This is a genomic window from Myxococcales bacterium (genome assembly GCA_016706225.1).
GTDB lineage: Bacteria > Myxococcota_A > Polyangia > Polyangiales > Polyangiaceae > JADJKB01.
Genome location: JADJKB010000005.1, coordinates 122,115 through 142,154 on the forward strand (window position 1 = coordinate 122,115; position 20,040 = coordinate 142,154).

General features: G+C 67.1%; 17 protein-coding genes. 6 read left to right on the plus strand and 11 right to left on the minus strand.

The genetic code is table 11. The features are described 5' to 3' along the window. Position 1: 1 nt before the first annotated feature. From IPI67_08375 to IPI67_08390, 4 genes are all read right to left on the minus strand, one after another. Positions 2–763 (minus strand): triose-phosphate isomerase, encoded by a 762-nt coding sequence (locus IPI67_08375; GenBank protein MBK7580203.1) that lies wholly within the window; start codon positions 761–763, stop codon positions 2–4. A gap of 14 nt (positions 764–777) precedes the next feature. Continuing rightward, positions 778–1,983: a phosphoglycerate kinase gene (locus tag IPI67_08380; GenBank protein ID MBK7580204.1), complete on the minus strand. Its 1,206-nt coding sequence runs from the start codon at positions 1,981–1,983 to the stop codon at positions 778–780. Positions 1,984–2,023: 40 nt separating this feature from the next. Beyond that, on the minus strand, positions 2,024–3,046 hold the full coding sequence (gene gap, locus IPI67_08385; GenBank protein MBK7580205.1) for a type I glyceraldehyde-3-phosphate dehydrogenase: 1,023 nt from the start codon (positions 3,044–3,046) through the stop codon (positions 2,024–2,026). 218 nt (positions 3,047–3,264) lie between these two features. After that, positions 3,265–3,828 (minus strand): hypothetical protein, encoded by a 564-nt coding sequence (locus tag IPI67_08390; GenBank protein ID MBK7580206.1) that lies wholly within the window; start codon positions 3,826–3,828, stop codon positions 3,265–3,267. Positions 3,829–4,041: 213 nt separating this feature from the next. Between IPI67_08390 and IPI67_08395 the strand changes: the two genes are divergently transcribed. Continuing rightward, positions 4,042–4,662 (plus strand): hypothetical protein, encoded by a 621-nt coding sequence (locus IPI67_08395; GenBank protein MBK7580207.1) that lies wholly within the window; start codon positions 4,042–4,044, stop codon positions 4,660–4,662. 33 nt (positions 4,663–4,695) lie between these two features. Continuing rightward, entirely contained in the window at positions 4,696–5,088 is a 393-nt protein-coding gene (locus IPI67_08400; protein ID MBK7580208.1) for a DUF302 domain-containing protein, read from the plus strand. 50 nt (positions 5,089–5,138) lie between these two features. On the opposite strand, the gene IPI67_08405 is transcribed toward IPI67_08400, so the two are convergent. The 6 genes from IPI67_08405 to IPI67_08430 form a co-directional block, all read right to left on the minus strand. Continuing rightward, entirely contained in the window at positions 5,139–7,298 is a 2,160-nt protein-coding gene (locus IPI67_08405) for a hypothetical protein (protein MBK7580209.1), read from the minus strand. A gap of 133 nt (positions 7,299–7,431) precedes the next feature. After that, complete coding sequence (locus IPI67_08410; protein MBK7580210.1) at positions 7,432–9,090, minus strand: hypothetical protein; 1,659 nt, start codon at positions 9,088–9,090, stop codon at positions 7,432–7,434. Positions 9,091–9,246: 156 nt separating this feature from the next. Beyond that, positions 9,247–11,001, minus strand: a complete 1,755-nt coding sequence (locus IPI67_08415; protein ID MBK7580211.1) for a sulfatase-like hydrolase/transferase — start codon at positions 10,999–11,001, stop codon at positions 9,247–9,249. Between the two features lie 77 nt (positions 11,002–11,078). Then, positions 11,079–12,104 carry an acetyl-CoA carboxylase carboxyltransferase subunit alpha gene (locus IPI67_08420; protein MBK7580212.1) on the minus strand — a complete coding sequence of 342 codons (1,026 nt, stop codon included), beginning with the start codon at positions 12,102–12,104 and terminating at the stop codon, positions 11,079–11,081. A 56-nt stretch (positions 12,105–12,160) separates the two neighbouring features. After that, complete coding sequence (locus IPI67_08425) at positions 12,161–12,679, minus strand: TlpA family protein disulfide reductase (GenBank protein MBK7580213.1); 519 nt, start codon at positions 12,677–12,679, stop codon at positions 12,161–12,163. A gap of 4 nt (positions 12,680–12,683) precedes the next feature. Beyond that, positions 12,684–14,594: an FHA domain-containing protein gene (locus tag IPI67_08430; GenBank protein ID MBK7580214.1), complete on the minus strand. Its 1,911-nt coding sequence runs from the start codon at positions 14,592–14,594 to the stop codon at positions 12,684–12,686. A gap of 121 nt (positions 14,595–14,715) precedes the next feature. On the opposite strand from IPI67_08430, the gene glpK reads away from it, so the two are divergent. The 4 genes from glpK to IPI67_08450 all read left to right on the plus strand — a co-directional run bounded on the left by glpK (position 14,716) and on the right by IPI67_08450 (position 18,770). After that, positions 14,716–16,215, plus strand: coding sequence for a glycerol kinase GlpK (gene glpK / locus IPI67_08435; GenBank protein ID MBK7580215.1), 1,500 nt, complete (start codon positions 14,716–14,718; stop codon positions 16,213–16,215). Positions 16,216–16,261: 46 nt separating this feature from the next. Further along, positions 16,262–17,029, plus strand: a complete 768-nt coding sequence (locus IPI67_08440; protein MBK7580216.1) for a hypothetical protein — start codon at positions 16,262–16,264, stop codon at positions 17,027–17,029. Next, positions 17,026–17,715: a hypothetical protein gene (locus IPI67_08445; GenBank protein ID MBK7580217.1), complete on the plus strand. Its 690-nt coding sequence runs from the start codon at positions 17,026–17,028 to the stop codon at positions 17,713–17,715. Before IPI67_08440 ends, IPI67_08445 begins: the two co-directional genes overlap by 4 nt. Positions 17,716–17,837: 122 nt before the next feature. After that, positions 17,838–18,770, plus strand: coding sequence for a cation diffusion facilitator family transporter (locus IPI67_08450; protein ID MBK7580218.1), 933 nt, complete (start codon positions 17,838–17,840; stop codon positions 18,768–18,770). 69 nt (positions 18,771–18,839) lie between these two features. Here the strand turns inward: IPI67_08450 and IPI67_08455 are convergent, their stop codons facing one another. After that, on the minus strand, positions 18,840–19,832 hold the full coding sequence (locus IPI67_08455; protein ID MBK7580219.1) for a serine/threonine protein kinase: 993 nt from the start codon (positions 19,830–19,832) through the stop codon (positions 18,840–18,842). Positions 19,833–20,040: the final 208 nt, after the last annotated feature.

Here is a 20,040-nt window from a genome sequence, read left to right on the forward strand (position 1 = left end):
GTCAGATTCTCGACGGACAAGCCTCGACGATTTTGGAGAATGAGCCCGCATCGAGCGCGGCTCCGCCGACGAGTGCGCCGTCGACGTCCGGACAGGAGAGCAGCCCCGAGGCGTTGTCGGGCTTCACGCTACCGCCGTAGAGAATGTGGGTGTCACGCGCCAGGTTGGCGCCGGTCTCGTGCAGGCGCTGACGCAGCGCCTGGTGGACCTCTTGGGCCTGTTCAGGGCCCGCGACCTTGCCGGTGCCAATCGCCCACACGGGCTCGTAGGCGAGGGTGGCAAACCCCGGGCGCTCCGCGAGCACACTCTTCACCGCGTCGAGCTGGCGATGAACCACCTCGAGCGTGCGACCGGCGTCGCGTTCCGCCAGTGTCTCGCCCACGCAGACGATGGGCCGCAGTCCGGCTGCCATGGCAGCAACGGTCTTTTCACGCACACTCTCATCCGTCTCGCCGAACAACTGGCGTCGCTCGCTGTGCCCGATGATTACCCACTTGCAACCCGCCTCGAGCAGCATAGGGGCGCTCACCTCGCCCGTGAAGGCACCCTCCGACTTGGCGTGCAGGTTCTGCCCTGCCACCTCGACGCGCGTGCCCTGCACGGCCTGAACGACCGCTGCCAGCACCGTGAACGGGGGCGCCAAGACGACGTTCACGCCCGCCATGTCGCCGCAGGCTTCCACGACCGCCCGCGCGAGCTGCGGGCCTGCGCCGCCGCCTTTGTACATTTTCCAGTTGCCGGCGATGATCGGTGTGCGGTGCATGTTTCGGCTCACTCTCAGGCGCGGGTCGTTCGCAGCGCTTCGACCCCGGGCAGCTTCTGACCCTCGAGCAACTCGAGCGCCGCGCCACCACCCGTGGAAACGAAGCTGATCTTCTGCGTGAGACCCTCACCGGCCTTGCGCAGGGCCGAGGCGCTGTCGCCGCCGCCCACGACGGTGAACCCGCGCGCTTCGGCGAGCGCCCGGGCCATGCCGTTCGTGCCGGCCGCAAATGCCTGGTTCTCGAACAGCCCCATGGGGCCATTCCAGAAGATGGTCTTGGCGTCGAACACACGCTTCTTGAAGGCTTCGAGGGTCGCTGGACCAATATCGAGGGCCAGCGTGCCATCGGGGACCTTGCCGACCTCGACCGTGGTGCCGGTCTCCGCGTCGGTGCTCGACGCCACGATGACGTCGCTGGGCAGCACGATGTCGATGCCCTTGTCGCGGGCTTTGTCGAGCAAGGTGCGGGCGGCGGCCAGGAAGTCTTTCTCGACCAGGCTCGCCTTCATGTCGTGGCCCTTGGCTGCGAGCAGCGTGTTGGCCATGGCGCCACCAATACAAATGGCCGTGCATTTTCCGAGCAACGACTCGATGACGCCGATCTTGTCGGTCACCTTTGCGCCGCCCAGCACCGCCACGAAGGGTTTCTCTGGCGCCTCCAGCACGCGCGACAGGTTCGAGACCTCGTTCTTCATCAAGAAGCCCATGGCGCGGACCTGCATCAGCCGCGGCAATGCTTCGACCGAGGCATGCGCGCGGTGGGCAGCGCCGAAGGCGTCGTTGACGTAGACCGTGCACAACGCCGCCAGCTCCTTGGCGAAGGCTTCGTCGTTCGCCTCTTCTTCGGCGTGGAAGCGCAGGTTCTCGAGCAGCACCACCTGCCCGTCCCGCAGATCTTGGACGACCTTCTTGGCGGCGTCCCCGACACAGTCATCGGGCACGTGCACCTCCCACCCCGTGAGCTCCGCCAGTCTCGCGCCCACCGGTTCGATGGAATACTGAGGCACCGGTTTGCCCTTGGGACGCCCCAGGTGGCTGGCGAGGATGACCTTGGCGCCCGCTTTTACCGCGTGCTCCACGGTCGGCAACGCTGCACGGATGCGCTCGTCGTCGGTGATCGCGCCAGTCTTCTTGTCGAGGGGGACGTTGAAGTCCACGCGAATGAAGACCTTCTGTCCGGCGAGCTCGAGCTCGTCGATGCAGCGGATGCCATCGAGCATTGCCATGGTGCGTCCTTCTCAGCTGAAAAGAGCGGGCCGCTCAGCCCTTCTTCACCATCAGCCGCATCAGGTCGATCATGCGGCAGGAGAAGCCCCACTCGTTGTCGTACCAGGAGAAGACCTTCGCCATGTTGTCGCCCATGGTCAGGGTCTGAGTCGAGTCGAACGCGCTCGATGCCGGGTGACCGATGAAGTCGCAGGAAACCAGCTCTTCGTCGATGTAGTAGAGGATGTCCTTGAGCGGCCCGCTCTCGGCGGCCTTTTTCATTGCCGCGTTGATGCTCGCGACGGTGACGGCCTTCTCCGTCACGACAGTGAGGTCGACCAAGGAGACGTCCACCGTCGGGACGCGGATCGCAGTGCCGTGGCACTTGCCCTTGAGCGCCGGGATCACCTCGGCGATGGCCTTCGCGGCGCCGGTGCTCGTCGGCACCATGCTGACCGCCGCGGCGCGTGCACGCCTCAAGTCACCCTTACGGTGCGGGAGATCGAGCAGGTTCTGGTCGTTGGTGTAGGCGTGAATCGTGGTCATGAACGCGTTTGCGATGCCGAACTCGTCCAGCAGCACCTTCGCCACCGGCGCCAGGCAGTTGGTGGTGCACGAGCCGTTGGAGACCACGTGGTGCTTCGCGCCGTCGTACTCCGCGTCGTTGACTCCCATCACGACCGTCAGGTCGTGGTTCTTGGCCGGCGCGCTGATCAGCACCTTCTTGGCGCCAGCCTCGATGTGGGCAACGGCCTTGGCCTTGTCGGTGAAGAGCCCGGTGCACTCGAGCACGATGTCGACCCCCTGGCTCTTCCAGGGAAGATCCTTCGGGTCCCGGATGGCGGTGACGGCGATGTCACGGCCGCCGACGCTGATCCCGGTGTCCTTGTGCCCGACGGGAGCGGCGGTGAACGTGCGGTGCACCGAATCGTACTTCAGGAGATGGGCCAGTGTTCGCGTGTCGACCAGGTCGTTGATGGCCACGACCTCGACGTCGGTGACCTTCTGCTGAACGAGAGCGCGCAGAACACAGCGGCCGATGCGGCCGAACCCGTTGATCGCGATCTTGGTTGCCATGTCTCGTCTCCTCGGCGCTTGCTATCGGGCCATTTGCCCGACAGCTTCGGCCGCTGCTGGTGCTCCCCACGCACGCTCATCGAGCGCCACGGGGGACCGGAACCTAGCGACGCCCGGGGGGCTGGTCAAGGACGGGTCCGCGCGCCTCCGAGTGCGCTCGTAACCTGCTCCAAGTTCGCGGTTTGGCCGGGAAAATTCTGCGCCGCCGGTCTCCGGTCTCAGCCCTTGAACGACGACTTCACGTCTTGGTTCATCAAGACGACGATGGCCCAGATGCCGATGGGTAGACCGAGGAAGCAGCACGGCGACGTGCAGGGAAGGGCGGCGAGCACGGAGGCAGCCATGGCCAATCCATAACTCTCCAGCTTCTTCATCTTCAGCGCGCCGAAGATCACGAGGCCGCCCATCAACAACCAGATCACGTTGAAGACGAGCCCCAGCACCCCACCGAACAGACTTCCGACTCCGCCGCTGTCACCGCTCGCTGCGGCGAACGCGCCGATCCCAGTCCCGAGCAGGTTCATCAGCAGGCTGACGAGCTGGTAGAGGATGCCGATGATGGCGGTGACGAGCAGGCCGATCGCTGGGGCGCCGACCATGCCCTCAGCCTTGCCCGACATGCCGCCGGGCGGGCCGCCGGGGAAGCCGCCACCCGGAGGTGCGAAACCACCGCCCGGAGGAGCGAAGCCACCAGGTGGTCCCGGTGGCGGCCCGTAGCCGCCGGGAGGACCAGGAGGGGGGCCAGGAGGACCGCCGTAACCGCCGGGGGGATAACCTTGCATTTTGCGTAAGGCACCCGGCCTACGCATGGAAGTCAATCGGAGAGGGCAGGTTCTGCTGCCGCGCAGGCGTCCAGTCGGCGTTTTCCCCGGCAAGAGTGCGCCGAGCTCGTGCTCTCCTGCCCGCGGTCTGCTCCTGCGATCCGCCGGATATCCGTGCTGCCGGCCGGGAACAACTCCAGCCACTCGACCGTTGCGGCCCGGAGGAGGTGAGAAATGGGCCGCGTTGACGTGGTGGTTCTGGGGGCAGCGATCGTGGTCATGGGTTGCGCGACAGCGCGCAATGAAGAGCCGCAGCCCAGCTCGCCATCAGGGGTGTCGAGGCGGGCGAGCGAAAAGACTCCGGCGCCGCGCGTGCACACCCTCTCTGTCGACGGACGGATGCCCGCTCAGCGGCTCGGCGCGGCGCTCGCGGATCGCGCCCGCGAGCTCGGCGTGCAGGGCCCGGTCGCCTTCGTGTGGGGCGACCTGACGCCACCCCCGCAAGGCGCACGGGCGGCCGAGATCAGGGCCGATGGAATCGTGCTTCGTGGTTTCCTCGTACCGGAAGCACACGAGGTGGACATGGGGCAATTGGCCTCCGAGATCCACAACGTCGTCATGGTCGGTTGTGATCGCCGGGGCCTCTACGCAGGTCACCCTTCCGGGCCCGGTCGACATCCCATCGACTTCAGTCTGGAGAGCGCCGACACGCGGCGTGACGGTCGGGAGATCTTCGCCTTCGTCAGCATCTTGCCCGGAGACCTCGACGAGGGTGTCAGCTCCGGGCAGATCGTCGCGGAGCTCCAGAAGCTGCCGACCCGGGTGCGCTACGCGGTCATGGCGCTGTCCGGCTGAATCCATCTCCCGAGCTGCCGGCTCAGACGCAGCATGCCAGCCGAATATGCCCTGACGCGTGCCACCCCCCACTTGACTCAGAGCGCGGCCATCGAGCGCGTGAAGGAGCTGCTCGCGACCGAAGGGTTCGGGGTTCTGACCTCGATTGACGTGGCGGCGACGCTCGAGGCGAAGCTGGGTGTCCTGCGCGAGCCGTACGTGATTCTCGGCGCCTGCAACCCAGCGCTCGCACACCGAGCGCTCAGCGCGGAACCAGCGCTGGGAGTGCTCCTGCCGTGCAACGTCGACGTGTACCAGCTCGATGGCAGCACCGTCGTGCAGGCCATCAACCCGCGCAAACAGTTCGAGCTCGTCGCGAACCCGGCGGTGACTGGGATCGCCGACGAGGTGGCTGTCAAACTGGAGCGGGTGCTCGCAGCGCTCTGACCCGAATGTTCGGCCCGGTCACCTCGGTGGGGGCGCCGAACCGCAGATCTTCAACCGGTGGTGCCCGGCTTCGACGCCGTGATCTTCCAGATGAAGTTGTCTAGCAGCACGACCGAGTCGTACCAGGGATCTCCCGTGTCCCAGATCACGAAGCGAAGCTCGACCGTCTCGCCGGGTTTCACGTTGCCCGCCACGTTGAGCCAACCGGTCCCGCCGCCCGCCTGGTTGTTGGTTCCACACCAGCCTAGATCGTTGATGAACTGCGGCGGCTGATTCAAGAGGTCGAAGCCGGTGCCGACGAGCTCGGTCGTGCCGGTGCAGGTGTTGGTGACCCCGCCGACGGATCCGCCGCCGCAGCCCGTCGTGCCGTTCTTGCACGCCCGAAACAGCCCGGTGTTGCCGTAGGCCAGGTTCACCCCGACCGGGTAGTACGGGGGGCCAGCCGGAGCCGGGTCGTAGAACGCCAGGTTCTTGTCGTTCGGGTTCGGCGTCTCGCCCGGGCCGGGCACGAAGGTCGAGTCGAGCAGGGTCAGGAAGAAATCGTTGAACGCACTGCAGACCCACTCCGGGTACTCACTCGAGAAGAAGTAGCTCTTCAGAGAGAAGGACTTGGCGTTGGTCGGCACCCGCACGCGGATCTTCAGCATGATGGGGTCGTTGGCGACGTTGCCTCCCTGAGGCGCAGGACAACCCGGCGTGTTGGGGAAATTCCCGCCGTTGGCCGCCAGCCAATCCGCCGGCACGCCGCTGTTGGTGCCGTTGTTCTGACCGCCCTGGAACACAGCCCAGGCGGGGTTGGCGTTGTTCGGCGCGGCCTGCGCCGCGGCGCGGCCGGTCGACAAGACTGCCATGCTCGACCCGAGCTGGGGCGGCAGGTTGTTGCCAAAGCCGCTGCGAATCGAGCGCGCGTTGGCGCTCGGCGTGCCCGCTCCGCTCGCGAGGTAGAAGTTCGCGCTGATGACACCCCACTTCTTCTGAGCCAAGGGCGGGGTCTCAGTGGTCGTCTGGCAAAGGTCGATGGCCTTGGCGTAGTCCAGGCCCGTGCCCGAGTTGCTTGCCAGGCCGGTATCACAACCTGTCAGCGCGTTGTCGATGTTGCCGTCGCAGTCGTCGTCGACGCCGTTGCCAGCGAACTCGAACGCGCCGGGGTTCACGAGATTGGGCACGCTGCACTGCGAGGTGTCTTCGCAGCAATCTCCGTTGCACTTGGTCCAGCCGTCGCCATCGGTGTCCTTCACGTCATCGGCGGTGCCGGTGCAGTCTTCGTCGATGCCGTTGGCGCAGATCTCCTCGGACGGGACGACCTGGCTGAGGCAAGGACCCCACAAGATCCCACTCGAGTCGCAGGTCTGGGTGCCTGCCTTGCAGACGCCCTTGTTCTCGGTTCCCGCCGGCCCGGTGTAACAAGACTTGGTGCCGCCGGGTGTGCACGCGCAGCTCGGGATCACGGCCGAGTTGATCTCGCAGCCATCGAGCGGGCTCTGGTTGCAGTCCAAGAATCCGCCGATGCAGGCGCCCATGCCGCAGGCGCCGGTGGTGCAAGTTGCGCTCGCGTTCAGCGGCACAGTGCAGGTGGTGCCACACGTGCCGCAGTTGTTCAGGTCCAACGTCAGGTCGTGGCAGCTCGCTCCGCAGCAGGTCTCCGCGGTGTTCACGCACGGTTGGGTCGCCGAGCAGCCTTGTGCACAGGCGTTCTGCACGCAGATCTGTCCGGCCGTGCAATCGGTGTCCGCCAAACACGCGACGCACTTGTTGGTCGCCTTGTCGCAGTTCGGGCTGGCACCGCTGCAGTCGGTGCCGTCGGTGCAGCCCGCCGCGCAACCGTTGTTGGTCGTGCAATACTGGCCGGTCGGGCAGGTGTCGGTGGTCGGCGTGCACTCGACGCACGTGCTCGTTGCGGTGTCACAGACCGCGGTGGGTGCGGTGCAATCGCTGTCTTGAGTGCAGCCGCCGCTGCCGCCCCCGCCGGCTGCGCCCGCCGCGCCGCCAGTTCCGCCGCTGGCGCTGGTCCCGCCGGATCCTCCGCCATCTGTCTGGGTTCCGCCGCTGGCACTGGTCCCGCCAGTCGCCGCGCCGCCGCTTCCGCCAGCGCCACCGCTGTTCGGGCCGCCTCCCGCGCTCGCGCCGCCGTCGCCGCCGGAGGCGCAGCCCCAGACGAGCCAGCCGGCAAATGTCGCACCCAGGAGAGTCCAGCCGAATTTCAAGCGCATGGCGATTCCTCGAGCGGCGCGTGGTCCTCGGCGCGGCGCTCGCCTCAAGCTTACAGCGCGGACTTCGAACGTGACGAACCGCATGCGTCAGATTGGTGGGCGCCTGTGGGCAACCCGCGCACACGCTCGAGGCTCAGCGGCAGTCGAGTCCCACCACTCGCAGAACCTCGGCGTCGGCCCGACGGCGCTCGGTGAACAACAGCGCGCTCGCGGATCCGCTGCCAAAGACAGCGATGGTGCCGACGAAGTGGCTCGGTTCCGCCACGTCGAGCGGGGGTCCTGCGGGCTGGAGGTTCGCATCAACGACCTGGACGCGAACCCGGCGCCCTGTCTGTTTGTCGCCCTCCGACCAGGCCAGTAGCCAATGGCCCCCGGGAAGCGCCGCGACTGCGGGTCGCCGCTGATCGCGGCTGGCATTGCCGCCGCCGAAATACGTGGGGCCTGTTGGTGGCTCCCCCGGCGCCGCGAGCCCGAGCTCGATGCCGTACAGACCCGTGTTGGATTGTCTGACCGCGTACGCGACGAGCGCGCGTTTCGAATCCGTTGCCAAGCTCGGCGCCTCAAGCTGCGCGGTGACACCGCCGAACGTGCCGAGCTCTCCGCGCTTTGCCCCTCGCGAGTCGAGCCACCCGAAGTGCACGACGCCGCGCTCGGCGTCGCCACGCCGAAACGCCACCGCGAAGCCCTGCGTGCCCACACTCTGAACGGCGGGTCGCGAGATGACCTCCCGGGCTTGTCCGGGCCAGATCGTAGTCTGCGTGCCATCCGCCGCGATGCGACAGAAGCCGGCCGGTGTCATGCCCAGCGAGAAAGCGTCACTCGCGTCGACCGTCCGGGTGAAACGATCGACGGCGAACGCTTCGCCACCTTCCGCGAGCGGGACGACACCGCCGAGGTGTACCGGGTCCGCGAAGACAGTGCGGTTCACGACCGAAAGTGACCCGAGCGAGAGCATGAGCCCGACTCCGCTCTTGTCGCTGCGTGCAAAGCCCACTCGGAGCTCTCCCGGAGCTCCCGGCGCCAGGTGCAGCGAGGTCTCGGGTGCGAAGAGTTCGCCGAGGTCGCTCTCCCGCTGCCGCATCGAACATCGCACCGCGACTGGCTGCGGCGCAAACGCTCGCGGAGCGCCAAGGGAAGGCAGCGCAAGGCCCGACTGCAGGGTGCGCCCGTTGGGTCCCGATGGAGCGAGGGCGACGATGCCCGCCGCCGCAACGGCCCCGATCGCAGCCAAGGTGATTCCAATCAGCATCGGCACACCCCGCCGAGTCGCGTTCCGCGCCAGGGGCGGGGGCAGGGTGTGCGCCGTACCACCCGGCGGGAGCGACGCGCGCAAGGCGTGAGGGCCGGGTGCGGGCGGGCGCTCGGCGAAGGCCCGTGGTTCATGCGTGTGTGGAGCGAGGGGAGTCGTCGTCGTGGCGCTGTCACGAGAGAAATCGTTCAGCGCGGCGATACCGATGGGACGCGTGAGCTCTTCGGCTGTTGCATCCGGATCGAGGCGCGGCCGGTACGCCTCCGGTGCACGCGGGTAGGGCGAAGTAGAGGGCGTCTCGGGCTCTTCGAAACGCGGAGGGTCTCGACGCGTGGAGGCTGCTTCCGGTTCGTCCGTCGTCAAACTGACGCGGCCTGCAGCCCGAGCCTCGGCCAGCAACAACCATGCGGGCCAGCCTTGGCGCCAGATCGGATGCTGCTCGGGTAGAGCACCGGACGCGAAAGCGAGCGCGAGCTCGCGCTCGTTGCCGCTGTGGAGCGCACCGTCGACGCCCACCCAACTGAAGTCTGCGTCCTGCCTCATCACGAGCCCATGCATCCGCAAGCGCGAGCAACCGTCTCGGGGGCGGGAGTGAAATGCTTTCCGGACGAAATGTCCATGGCAAGCCGCAGAATGCGCTGAGTTCGAGTCATTTCGTCATGATCGTTGGGGGCATGAACGGGACCCAGCTCGAGACGCTCAGCGATTGGGGCGCCCATTGGGCAGGGTCGGCCACAGCGTCCGTGACGCCTGAGCCAGCTGCTCGCATTCCGCTTCGTGCATCGACACGCCCTCTCGGCCGCTCCGGAGCTCGACACAGCGCCAACCATCGTCCCAGGCCTGCGACACGAGTGCGTGTTCAATTCCGAGCACGCCCCAGTTGGCAAGCGGGCAGGGGAACCACGGCGTGCAGTTGGTCACGGGTAGGGCGCTGCGCGGCCGTTCGAGGGCTCTGAGCAGACTCTGTCCCTCGAGCTGCTTCTTGTGGCCGGACAACGTGAACGAATCCCAGACTCCCCAAGCGTCGAGCAAGGTGGGGAGCAGATCCAGGTGGGTGACGGTCTCGTCGCGGTGTGCGGCGAGGGCTTCGATTTGCGCGGGCTCGAGCGCGCCATTGCCGAACGCCACGAAGCCCGGAACGTGGATTTGCTCTTCGTACACGTTCTGCCCGTGAAGGATCGCCTTGTGCTCCCCGAAGGCCTCGCCGTGATCACTCGTGAAGAGCACGAGCCACGGCTCGCTCCCCACCCGCGAGAGAAACGCGCGCACCACCCGTGCCACGCTGACGTCCTGGGCATGGATGGCGTTCTTGTAGGCGTTGTGCAGTTCGTCGAGTCCGGTCCAGATCGCGACGCGGCGGTAGGGTGTGAACGGCGCACGGGTTTTGTCCAGGTAGTAGGGCGCGTGGGTGCCCGACCAGTGAACCGTCAGGAATATTGGGCCATCCAGGCTGGGTAGAGTGCGCTCAGCGTAGTCGGCCAAGAGCCCGTCGGCCCCCTCGTCCATGACCTCTTGTACACCGCTCACTCGTCGACCGTAGAGCTCGTCGAGGGTGACGAACGAATCGACGGCGTCGCGAACGTCGCTGCGTTCGAATAGCGAATCCGTCTGCGCCGACCAGTAGTGCACGCGGGGTCTGAGGCGACCCAGCCGAACTGCGCGCGCGAAGTCGAAACAGAGGGGTGTCGAGGCGACCCGTTCGCGTGTGCTCTGTGGCATGCGCCCGGCGAACAGGGCGTTGACGGCGATGGCCGTGTAGCTCCCCAGGCTCCGGAGCTGGTTCAGCGCGATGCGCTCGGGCAGAAGGGCTGCGGTCTCCGGCGCGGTTGGACACGCCTGCGAGGGCAGCCCGCAGTAGTCGCTCGCGCGCACACTCTCGGTGAGCAGGAACAGCACGTGAGGCAGGTGCTCGCGCCGCGTTGGCAGCTCGTCCACATGCACACTCCCGGCCGTGCGCGCGGGCTCGCTCTGGCCGAGCACGCGCGCCGCCGCGAACGCTGTCGCGTCGGGCGTTGGGCTCACGAACGGCAGGAGCATACAGCCCACCAAGCCGAGCCTCAGCGCCGGCTTTGGCGCCCAGACCGCGGCCCGGTACAAACAAGCGAGCTCACCGAGCGCGAGCAGGCCCGACATGAAAACGAAGCTCGGCAGCTTCGCCCAGACGACCGGGGCGACGTCGGTCCACATGCGCCGTGCGGCCCGCGCCGCGTCCACGTCCAGAAACGTGTGGTAGTGCCGGAAGAACGACAGCTGCAAGGCCAGCAGCACGCCGGCCAGCAGCGCGAGCGCCAGCTTGGACCATGCCGGCCGCGCCGCCAGGGCGAGGCCACCCCAGGCGAGCACACTCGAGAGCCCGCTGAGCAGGCTGAGGCGCGGGCCGCGCAGCACCAAGTCGAGCGTGAAGAACTGCAGCGCGAAGAGCCCAGCGAGGACCCAGCGTACGGCGCGCGGCATGCTACCAAGCATTGCACGTTCTCCGCCGCAGCCGCGCCTGTTCACACGGCTCGCCTGTCGCAGTAGGAGGACACGCCCTAAGCGACGAACGAACCCAGGCGCCGGAACCGCTGGTACCGATCGGCCCGCAGCTCGTCGGGAGACAAGCCGTCGAGGGATACCAGCGCCTCGTACATGGCGCGGTCCAAGCGGCGCGCGGAGTCGTCGTGATCTTGATGTGCGCCGCCCGGTGGCTCGTCGACGATGGCGTCCACGGCTCCGAGCTCCAGCAGGTCCGGCGCGGTGATCTTCAGGACGGACGCCGCCTGGGGCGCGCGGGTGCCGTCCTTCCACAAGATGGCGGCGCAGCCCTCGGGCGAAATCACCGAGTAGTAACTGAACTCCAGGATCAGCACACGGTTGCCGATCCCGAGAGCCAGCGCGCCTCCAGAGCCGCCCTCGCCGATCACGGTCGTGACGACCGGCACGCCGATGTGCGCCATGACCTCGATGGCGTGGGCGATGGCTTCGGCCTGGCCCCGCTCCTCACCCTCGATGCCCGGGAACGCGCCGGGGGTGTCGATGAAGGTCAGGACCGGGAGCCCGAACCGGTCGGCCAGCTCGTACAGTCGGGTAGCCTTCCGATAACCCTCCGGGCTCGGCATGCCGAAGTTCCGCACCATGTTCTCTTTGGTGTTGCGACCCTTCTGGTGACCGACCACCACCACACTTCGACCGTGATACCGGCCAAGGCCCCCCACGATCGATGCGTCGTCGGCGAAGCGGCGATCGCCCGAGAGCTCGACGAAGTCGTCGACCAGTCGGCCGATGTAGTCGAGGGTGTAGGGGCGGTTCGGGTGGCGAGACAGCTGGACCTTCTGCATCGGGTCCAGCTGCGAGAACATCTCGCGGCCAGCTTGGCGGCCTTGTCCTCGAGTCGCGCGAGCTCGGGACCGCAGCGCTCGTCGGAGCTCGCGAGCGCCCGCAGCTCGCGCACGCGTGTGACCAGCTCGACAACCGGTCTCTCGAACGCGAACACGTGGGCCATGGGGCGGCGAAGCCTCGCAGAGGCAGGGGGCACGTGCCAAGAGGAACGAAGCGGGGGCAACAGGTCTGACCAGCATCGACGCGGCGCGCCAGCCGAAAACGGGACGCATTTGTCTGCCGGTGCGCCGGTGGTTCAGCGCAAAGCCTGGTCGATGGCGTCGCCGAGCGCGCTCTCGTCCTGATGCTCGCCGCCGACCCAGCGCACGATGCCGTCCTTGCCTGCCACGAACGTCGCGGGCAGATCGCTCACACGGAATCGGCCCGACAGCACCTGGCCCGAGTCGTGGATGACGGGAAACGACAGCGCGAAGAGCCGCACCATGTCTTCGGCCGTGGAGGAGTGTTCGTCCTCGGACACACCGATGAACGTCACCTCCGGGCGCGCTACGTGGGCTGCTTGGGCGGCGGGGAGTGTCTTCTTGCAGGGCGCGCAGTACTCGGCGAAGAACTTCACGACCACGACGCGCCCGGCCAGCGCGTTGCTGTCGAGTGACTCGCCGGTCAAGGTGCGCCGTTTGATGGTCGGAAGCGGTTTGCCGAGCAGGGGGCTCGGCGCCGACGCGGGGGGGGCTCGCCCGCTGCCGGCCGCGCAGCCACACCACAGTGAGGCGAGGCACAATCCGAGCAGGTCACGCCGAGAGGCCACGAACATGCGCTCAGCCGACGGACGCGGGGACTTGGACCTGGGCGACGTTGCCGATGATGTTGAACACCCGGAAGGGTTTGCCCTTGCCCTTGAGGTGGGCCGGAGGCAGCTCCTGGTATTCGAACTTGCCGTTCAGGCGCTCGAGCGTCTTTTCGCTGACGATGATCTGTCCCGGTGTGGCAATGCCACACAGGCGTGCGCTCGTGTTCGCGACATCGCCGATGACCGTGTACGAGAGTGCGAGCGAGCTGCCGATGTAGCCTGCGACCAGGGGGCCGGTGTGGATGCCGATGCCGATGCCGAGCGGTGGTCGGTTGTCGGCGACCCGCAGGCGGTTGAAGCGTCCAAGCGCTTCCATCTGCTCGATGGCGCAGGCCACCGAGCGCGGGGCATCGTCCGGGTGGGCCACCGGCGCACCCCAGAGGGCCATGATCCCGTCGCCCATGAACTTGTCGAGAGTGCCCTCGAACTTGAACAAGATCTCGACCATCTCCTCGAAGTACTCGTTCAGCATCTCGACGATCATCTCTGGCTCCGCGCCCTCGCTCATGCGGGTGAAGCCGCGGATATCCGAGTTGAAGACCGTGCATTCTGCCACCAACTGGCCGCCCTTTTTGACCTCGAGCTCACCCGACAGCACCCGCTGCGCGATGTTCGGGGAGAGCAGGCGGCTAAAACGTTCGCGGTTGACGATCTCTTGCTCGATCTTCTTTCCGAGGATGTTGATTTCGATGAACATCGCGGCCTGAGCGGCGATGGCCGTGACGATCTCCATGTCCTTCGGCTGGAACTGAGCCAGGGTCTCGCTGTCGAGCCACATCACGCCGAGGATGTCCTCGTTGTGGAGCAACGGGGCCACGATGGCCGAGCTGATTCGGTTCAGAATCATGCTCTTGCCCTTGGACGCCGCGAAATCCATCGCCGCGTCGTGGGTCAAGACGGTCGCGCGCTCCTTGATCACGTGGTTCATGATCGTCGACGAGACGCTGATCGGTGAATCCGTCCCATCGCGCCGGAGGCTCGCCCCCGGGCGCAGATCGCCGGTGCTGTCTCGGAGAAAGATCACGCCGCGATCGGCGCGCACACACTTGAAGATCGTCAGCAAGATCTTGTTGAGCAGCACCCTCAGATCGCGCTCCATGGCGATCTCGCGCGAGAGCTCGTGGCTCAGCCGCAGGCGTTCGTAGTCGGCGGCCAGCTGCGGGGTGTTCGTCGCCAGCTGCTCGTACGGCAGAAACCCCTTTTGTGTCGCGGCAATCTGGGTGCCGATCGCGCGTGACTGGTCGTTCATGTCGACGCGCGTCGAGTTCAGCGGCGGCAGCGCGACCGGCTCGGGGTCATCCAACGTCGGCGTACGATCGTACGGTTGGTACTGCGCCTGGCCGGTGACACTCCCCGGACCTTGCACCGAGATCGGAGCCCGCGGGATGCCCGGCGGGCTGGCCGGGGTGGTCGCCGGGATCGCGCTCATCGGCACCGGGCGCTGATGAGATGCAGGTGGCACGCTGGAGTGTACCGGTACGGCGGGCTGCCACGCCGGGGGTGCGGCGCCAGCTGGGGTCATTGGCGGCGCGCCGGGTGCGCCGGGTGCAGGGACCGGCGACCAGACCGGTGGTGCGATCGGCTTACCGGAGCCGTCGTCGAAGCGGGCGCGGGTGCTGCCCAGGGCGATGTCGTCGCCGTGCCGAAGCATTTGCTCGCCTGCGGTCTGCACTCGCTCGCCGTTGATGTAGGTGCCGTTGAGGCTGCCCAGATCTTTGAGCACGAATTCGTTGCCACGACGCTCGACGATGCAGTGCTCCTTGGAGACGATCTTGTCCAAGAGCTGAATCGTGTTGCTCGGATGACGCCCCAGCGAATTGAACGCGCGCAGCTCGACCACCTGTTGGCCTTCCGGCGTGGCGAGAAGCAAGCGCGGCATATTCGAACGGGAAGGCTACAGTCCTCGTTCCCCGCCGACAAGAGAGCGCAAGGATTTCCGGGATTTGCTCTCAGGTCGCCTGCCCTTCCCCGTGGGCCGTGGCCTGATACTCTCGGAGACCGTGACTTTGCACATTCTCGCCATCGATCAGGGCACGACCGGATCCACCGCGCTCGTGATGGACACCAAGGGACGCACCCTCGGCCGAGCCAACCGAGAGTTTGCCCAACATTTTCCCGAGCCCGGCCGGGTCGAGCACGACCCGGAGGAGATTTGGTCGAGCGTCGTCGAGAGTGTGCGCGACGCGTTGTCCAACGCCGCTGTGCGCGGGGAGCAGATCGGCGCGGTAGGGATCACCAACCAGCGCGAGACGGTCGTGCTCTGGGACCGGAAGACGGACCGTCCGATCCATCGGGCCGTCGTCTGGCAGGACCGCCGTACGACGGAGCGCTGCGCAGCGCTCAAGCTGGAGGGACACGAGGCGCGTGTGCGTGAGGTCACCGGCCTGGTGCTCGATCCATATTTCTCTGGCACCAAGCTCGAGTGGTTGCTCGATCACGTGGACGGGGCGCGAGCTCGCGCTGAGCGAGGTGAGCTCGCCTTCGGCACCATCGACTGTTTCCTGGTTCACCGACTCGGTGGTGGCGCGGCGAAGGCGGCGCCGCATGTCACGGACGTCACGAACGCATCGCGCACCTTGTTGATGGACCTCTCCTCGCGCACGTGGAGCGCGGAGATGTGCGCGCTCTTGCGAGTCCCCGCCGGCGTGCTGCCGAAGATCGTCCCTTCGGCCGGCGAGATCGGCCGCACGGCTGGCGTGCCGGGTTTGCCGGATGGCATCGCCATCTCGGGCATGGCGGGCGACCAGCAGGCGGCGCTGTTCGGTCAGGCCTGCTTCACTCCCGGCGACGCCAAGTGCACCTACGGTACCGGTGCGTTCGTGCTGGTGAACGCCGGCTCGGCGCCCGTCCAGAGCCGCTCGGGTCTCATCTCCACCATGGGCTGGCAGATCGGAAACGAGGTGGTTTACGCGCTCGAAGGCAGCTCTTTCATCGCTGGAGCGGCGGTTCAGTGGCTGCGCGACGGCCTCGGCCTCATACACACGGCCAAGGAGATCGAGAGTCTGGCCGAGAGCGTTTCCACCAGTGACGGCGTCTCGTTCGTCCCCGCCCTGGCGGGGCTCGGCGCACCCTACTGGGATCCCGGCGCGCGGGGGCTGATCTCGGGTCTGACCCGGGGCACGACCCGAGCGCACCTCGCCCGCGCAACCCTCGAGGGCATCGCGTTCTCGGTGAACGACCTCCTGGGCGCGATGAGTGACGACCTGGGGAAACCGCTCGCGCGCATGCGGGTCGATGGAGGCGCGGCTGCCAACGACCTCCTGATGCAATTCCAGAGCGATGTCGGGCGACTCGTCGTCGAGCGCCCCAGCGAGCTCGAGTCGACGGCGCGTGGAGCCGCTATGCTCGCCGGCCTGGGAGCGGGACTATTTCGCACGGGCGGCGAGGCGAGCCAAATGGTGAAGGTGGAACGAACGTTTCACCCTGTGATGACCGAGAGCGAGCGTGAGGCACGCGTTTCGGGTTGGCGCGACGCAGTGCGGCGCGCTCGGAGCGCATGAGCCAGGCGCTGGTGGACCTGGTTTGTTGGAAGGTAGTCGAGGAATAATGTCAGACGTGGACCAGACCGGTGCAATGCGTGACGTCCCCGTGGACTGGGAGGCGCTGGAAGATGCATTCGAGAACAATGCGCCGGAGGTGCACAGTTACCTTCACCTGACGACCGGGGAGGTGCTGCGGGTAGTGGATGGCATCGCCGACCCGGAGATGCACTCGCGCATCGCCTCGGACGGCACTTACTTGCGCGTCGAGCCGGTGAGCTCTCGCGAGCAGTACCGCTGGATGGAGCGCTTCATTCCCATGGTCGACGAGAACGAGCTGCGAGATCGGCTCACCTCGGCCATCGATGGAAAGGGCGCTTTTCGGCGCTTCAAGGACGTGTTGATGGCCCACGCGCCGGAGCGGGAACGCTGGTTTGCGTTTCGCAGCGAGCGCCTGCGGGTATTCATGGAAGCCTGGCTCGCCGCCCACATGCTCAGCCCCATTGCCCGCCCGACGGCCCCGGTCGTGGCGCCCGACGCGGCGCAGGACTCCGCGCCGATATCTCAGGACCAACTCACGGGTCGGCGGGTGCGCAGCTCGGAGACCTTGCGCAAACAGATCCGCGAGATTGCGGAGAACCTCGGCGTGCGCGACCTCGACAAGGTGCTGGCATTCGCGGAGTTCGTGAAGGCGCGCCGCGCCGCGCGCACCTACGCGCACCGCAAAGAAGGGCAGGGAGAGAGTGAGGCCGGGGTGGACTCCGAGCGCTCCGACGACTCGTCGGACGACGACGATCCCAAGGCGTCCTCGCCGACCCCCACGTTGGCCCAATGAGCCCAGGTCGGCTGCTGCTGCTGGCGGCGCTCGCGTCGACGCTGTGTTGGGCTCCGGCGGCGCGCGCAGAGAAGCTGCTCCTCGACCGCGCTGTCGTTCGCTTCAGCGCGCCCGAGACCGGTGGCAACCGCACTCCGCGCTTCATCTTCGAGCGCACGCTGGCGTTCGAGGCGCGGACCGAAGCGCTGGCGGATCCCGATCGAGCCCTGGCGCGCGACGGGCGGCCCTACCGTGAGCGTCACGTACGTGCCGCCCTCGAGCGCCACGTCGCCGAGACCTTGCTCTCCAGCCTGCGCATCGATCCGGAGCCCAGCGAGCGTGAGCTCGCGCGTCAAACCGACGCGGCGCGGCGCCTTCTGTACCAGCGTGCCGGAGGGGCGCTGGCGGTGGAGCAAGCGGCCCGGGCCGAAGGCATCGACAGCCGCGAGCTGACCAGCATCTTGCGGCGTCAGGCGCGCTCGAGCCTTTACCTCGATCGCATGGTCGCGCCCATGCTGGCACCGAGTGACGCCGAACTTCGGGATCTCCACCGCTCGGTTCAGACGCCGTTCCGGGACCGCCAGTTCGAGGAGATCGAGGTGCCACTCCGGCGCTGGTACATCGGCAAGCGCCTGGCGCTGGCGCTGGCCGCGTTTTTTCAGAACGCCCGCGCGCGGGTTGCGATCACCGTGCTGCCGCCGCCCTGAGCGCAGCAGGCGACCTGGCGAAAATCACGCCCGCGGTGGCGCCCTCGCTCGGCCCCGAGAGCATGAGCCGCAGCGGAATACGCTACAGCGCGCCGGGCGCTCACTGAGCTAGGCTCTCGGTCATGTCTGGACACGGTGACTCCAAGAAGGCGGTCGTTGCGGCGATGGCGGCCAACGCCGCGATCGCAGTGGCCAAGTTCGTCGCCGCGTTCTTCTCCGGCAGCATCACCATGCTCGCCGAGGGTGTGCACTCGGTCGCCGACACCGCCAATCAGGGATTGCTGCTGGTCGGCATGGGACTCTCGGAGCGGCGAGATCCCGAGCGCTACCCGCTTGGACGGGCGAAGGAGCGGTATTTCTGGGCGTTCATCGTGGCATTGATGCTGTTCTTCCTCGGCGGTGTGTACGCCATCTACGAGGGGGTCCACAAACTTCGAGAGCCAGCCCACGCGCCGGGCTCACAGCTCATCCCCGTGGTGGTGCTCGCCATCTCTATCGTGCTCGAAGGAACCAGCTTCGTCGTTGCGTTCCGCGAGTTCAGGCAACAGAAGGGGGACAGGTCATTTCGCGACGCGCTGTTCGAGGCGCGCGACCCCACGATCCCCGTGGTCTTGCTGGAAGACACTGGCGCGCTGGTCGGTCTGTTCATCGCGCTCGTCTCGGTGATCCTGACCTGGGTGACCGGCAGCAGCATTGCAGACTCGGTCGGGTCCATCGTCATCGGTGCGCTCTTGTGTAGCATCGGTGTGCTGCTGGCGCGGGACACGAAGAGCCTCTTGATCGGCGAGTCGGCCACGCCGGAGATGCGGCGCCGCGCCCTCGAAATCATGCTGGAGGTCCCCGGCGTCGAGGCCATCACCAAGATGCTGACGATGCACCTCGGGCCGGACATGATCGTCGTGGCGCTGAAGGTGCGCTTCCCAGCTGGCATGACCATCGCCGAGTGCGAACGAGTCATCGACGACCTCGAGGGCCGGGTGCGCGCCGGGATCCCGCAGATGAAACGCATCTTCGTGGAGCCGGACGGCGACTACGAGGGCGACGAGCCCATGTAGTCAAGGGCCGAGGTTTTCGCTGCCCATGACGATCGCGATCTGATCATCACAAGACCGCCCAAGTCGAGTCTAGCGCCCGCTCAGGCTATTTCTGATCACCGTCTCTCGCTCCGAGATGATGGCGCCGGCACGCTGGATCACGAACTCGGCCAGGTCGGCGGCGCCGAGTGCCGGACCGGAGTAGGTGATGAACTCTTCCAGCGCTGCTTTCAGACGCAGCGCCGACGGGTATCGGTGAGCGGGTTCCATGGCCATCGCGCGGCGCAAGACCCGCTCGAGGGCCGTGGGATAGTCCGGCACGACGTCGCTCGGGGGCGGGAACTCACCCTTGAGCAGGCGCTCGATGGTGGCCTCCCGGTTGCCCGTGGCGAACGGGCGGACGCCGGTCGAGATCTCGTACAGGCAGACACCCAGCGTGAAGACGTCCGAGAGGCGACTCAGGCGTTTGCCCGCCGCGTGCTCCGGCGCCATGTAGGCCGCCTTGCCGTCGAGCTGCGGAAAGTCTCCGGGCTTTCGGCTGGCGACGGCGCGGGCCACGCCGAAATCGACGAGTTTTGCCTGGCCGGAAGTGGTGAGCATCAGATTCTGAGGTGACACGTCGGCGTGCACGATGCGCACCAGGCTGCCGTCTTCCGCCCTCACCTCGTGGGCGGCGTGCAGTGCCTCGGCGCACTCGGCGATGATCCTTGCTGCGATGCGCGGGTCCACCGGCCGCACCGGATCGTCGCGCGTCGGCTTCAGGATGCGCGCCAGACTCTCGCCCTCGACCCATTCCATCGCGATGAAGAGCACACCACCGGCTTCACTCAGGCCGAACACCTCACACACATTGGGGTGGCGCACGGCAGCGGCGAACCGAGCCTCATCCGAGAAGAGCCGCTGGTAAGTTGCGTTCTCTGCCAGCTCCGGCCGAATCGTCTTCACCGCGACCAGACGACCGGTGGGCAGGTGGCGCGCCGCCCACACCCGCGCCATGCCTCCCTGGGCAACGGCGACCAGTAGCTGGTAGGGCCCGAGCTTCGACCCATCGCGAAGCTCGGCGTAGGCGGAAGCAGCGCTCATGCGACTCGGGGCGGCGGGAATCGTCGCCCCAGTCGGACGCGGTCGTCAAACGTTAGCTCGACGACCGGAGCAGAATCTCGACCAGAGCCGAGGCTTCAATCGAAATTGCGCGCGCCACGCGGGAGTGGGAAGGGGGAGAGAGGGGAGCGAGAGCGGGAGCGGGAGCGGGCACGGGCACGGGCACGGGCACGGAGGAGAATGGAGAGAG

Excerpts from the sequence above, each read along its gene's own strand:
- IPI67_08375 (MBK7580203.1), bottom strand. The coding sequence starts at position 763 with ATGCACCGCACACCGATCATCGCCGGCAACTGGAAAATGTACAAAGGC.
- IPI67_08380 (MBK7580204.1), bottom strand. The coding sequence starts at position 1,983 with ATGCTCGATGGCATCCGCTGCATCGACGAGCTCGAGCTCGCCGGACAG.
- gap (MBK7580205.1), bottom strand. The coding sequence starts at position 3,046 with ATGGCAACCAAGATCGCGATCAACGGGTTCGGCCGCATCGGCCGCTGT.
- IPI67_08390 (MBK7580206.1), bottom strand. The coding sequence starts at position 3,828 with ATGCAAGGTTATCCCCCCGGCGGTTACGGCGGTCCTCCTGGCCCCCCT.
- IPI67_08395 (MBK7580207.1), top strand. The coding sequence starts at position 4,042 with ATGGGCCGCGTTGACGTGGTGGTTCTGGGGGCAGCGATCGTGGTCATG.
- IPI67_08400 (MBK7580208.1), top strand. The coding sequence starts at position 4,696 with ATGCCAGCCGAATATGCCCTGACGCGTGCCACCCCCCACTTGACTCAG.
- IPI67_08405 (MBK7580209.1), bottom strand. The coding sequence starts at position 7,298 with ATGCGCTTGAAATTCGGCTGGACTCTCCTGGGTGCGACATTTGCCGGC.
- IPI67_08410 (MBK7580210.1), bottom strand. The coding sequence starts at position 9,090 with ATGAGGCAGGACGCAGACTTCAGTTGGGTGGGCGTCGACGGTGCGCTC.
- IPI67_08415 (MBK7580211.1), bottom strand. The coding sequence starts at position 11,001 with ATGCCGCGCGCCGTACGCTGGGTCCTCGCTGGGCTCTTCGCGCTGCAG.
- IPI67_08420 (MBK7580212.1), bottom strand. The coding sequence starts at position 12,104 with ATGCTGGTCAGACCTGTTGCCCCCGCTTCGTTCCTCTTGGCACGTGCC.
- IPI67_08425 (MBK7580213.1), bottom strand. The coding sequence starts at position 12,679 with ATGTTCGTGGCCTCTCGGCGTGACCTGCTCGGATTGTGCCTCGCCTCA.
- IPI67_08430 (MBK7580214.1), bottom strand. The coding sequence starts at position 14,594 with ATGCCGCGCTTGCTTCTCGCCACGCCGGAAGGCCAACAGGTGGTCGAG.
- IPI67_08440 (MBK7580216.1), top strand. The coding sequence starts at position 16,262 with ATGTCAGACGTGGACCAGACCGGTGCAATGCGTGACGTCCCCGTGGAC.
- IPI67_08445 (MBK7580217.1), top strand. The coding sequence starts at position 17,026 with ATGAGCCCAGGTCGGCTGCTGCTGCTGGCGGCGCTCGCGTCGACGCTG.
- IPI67_08450 (MBK7580218.1), top strand. The coding sequence starts at position 17,838 with ATGTCTGGACACGGTGACTCCAAGAAGGCGGTCGTTGCGGCGATGGCG.
- IPI67_08455 (MBK7580219.1), bottom strand. The coding sequence starts at position 19,832 with ATGAGCGCTGCTTCCGCCTACGCCGAGCTTCGCGATGGGTCGAAGCTC.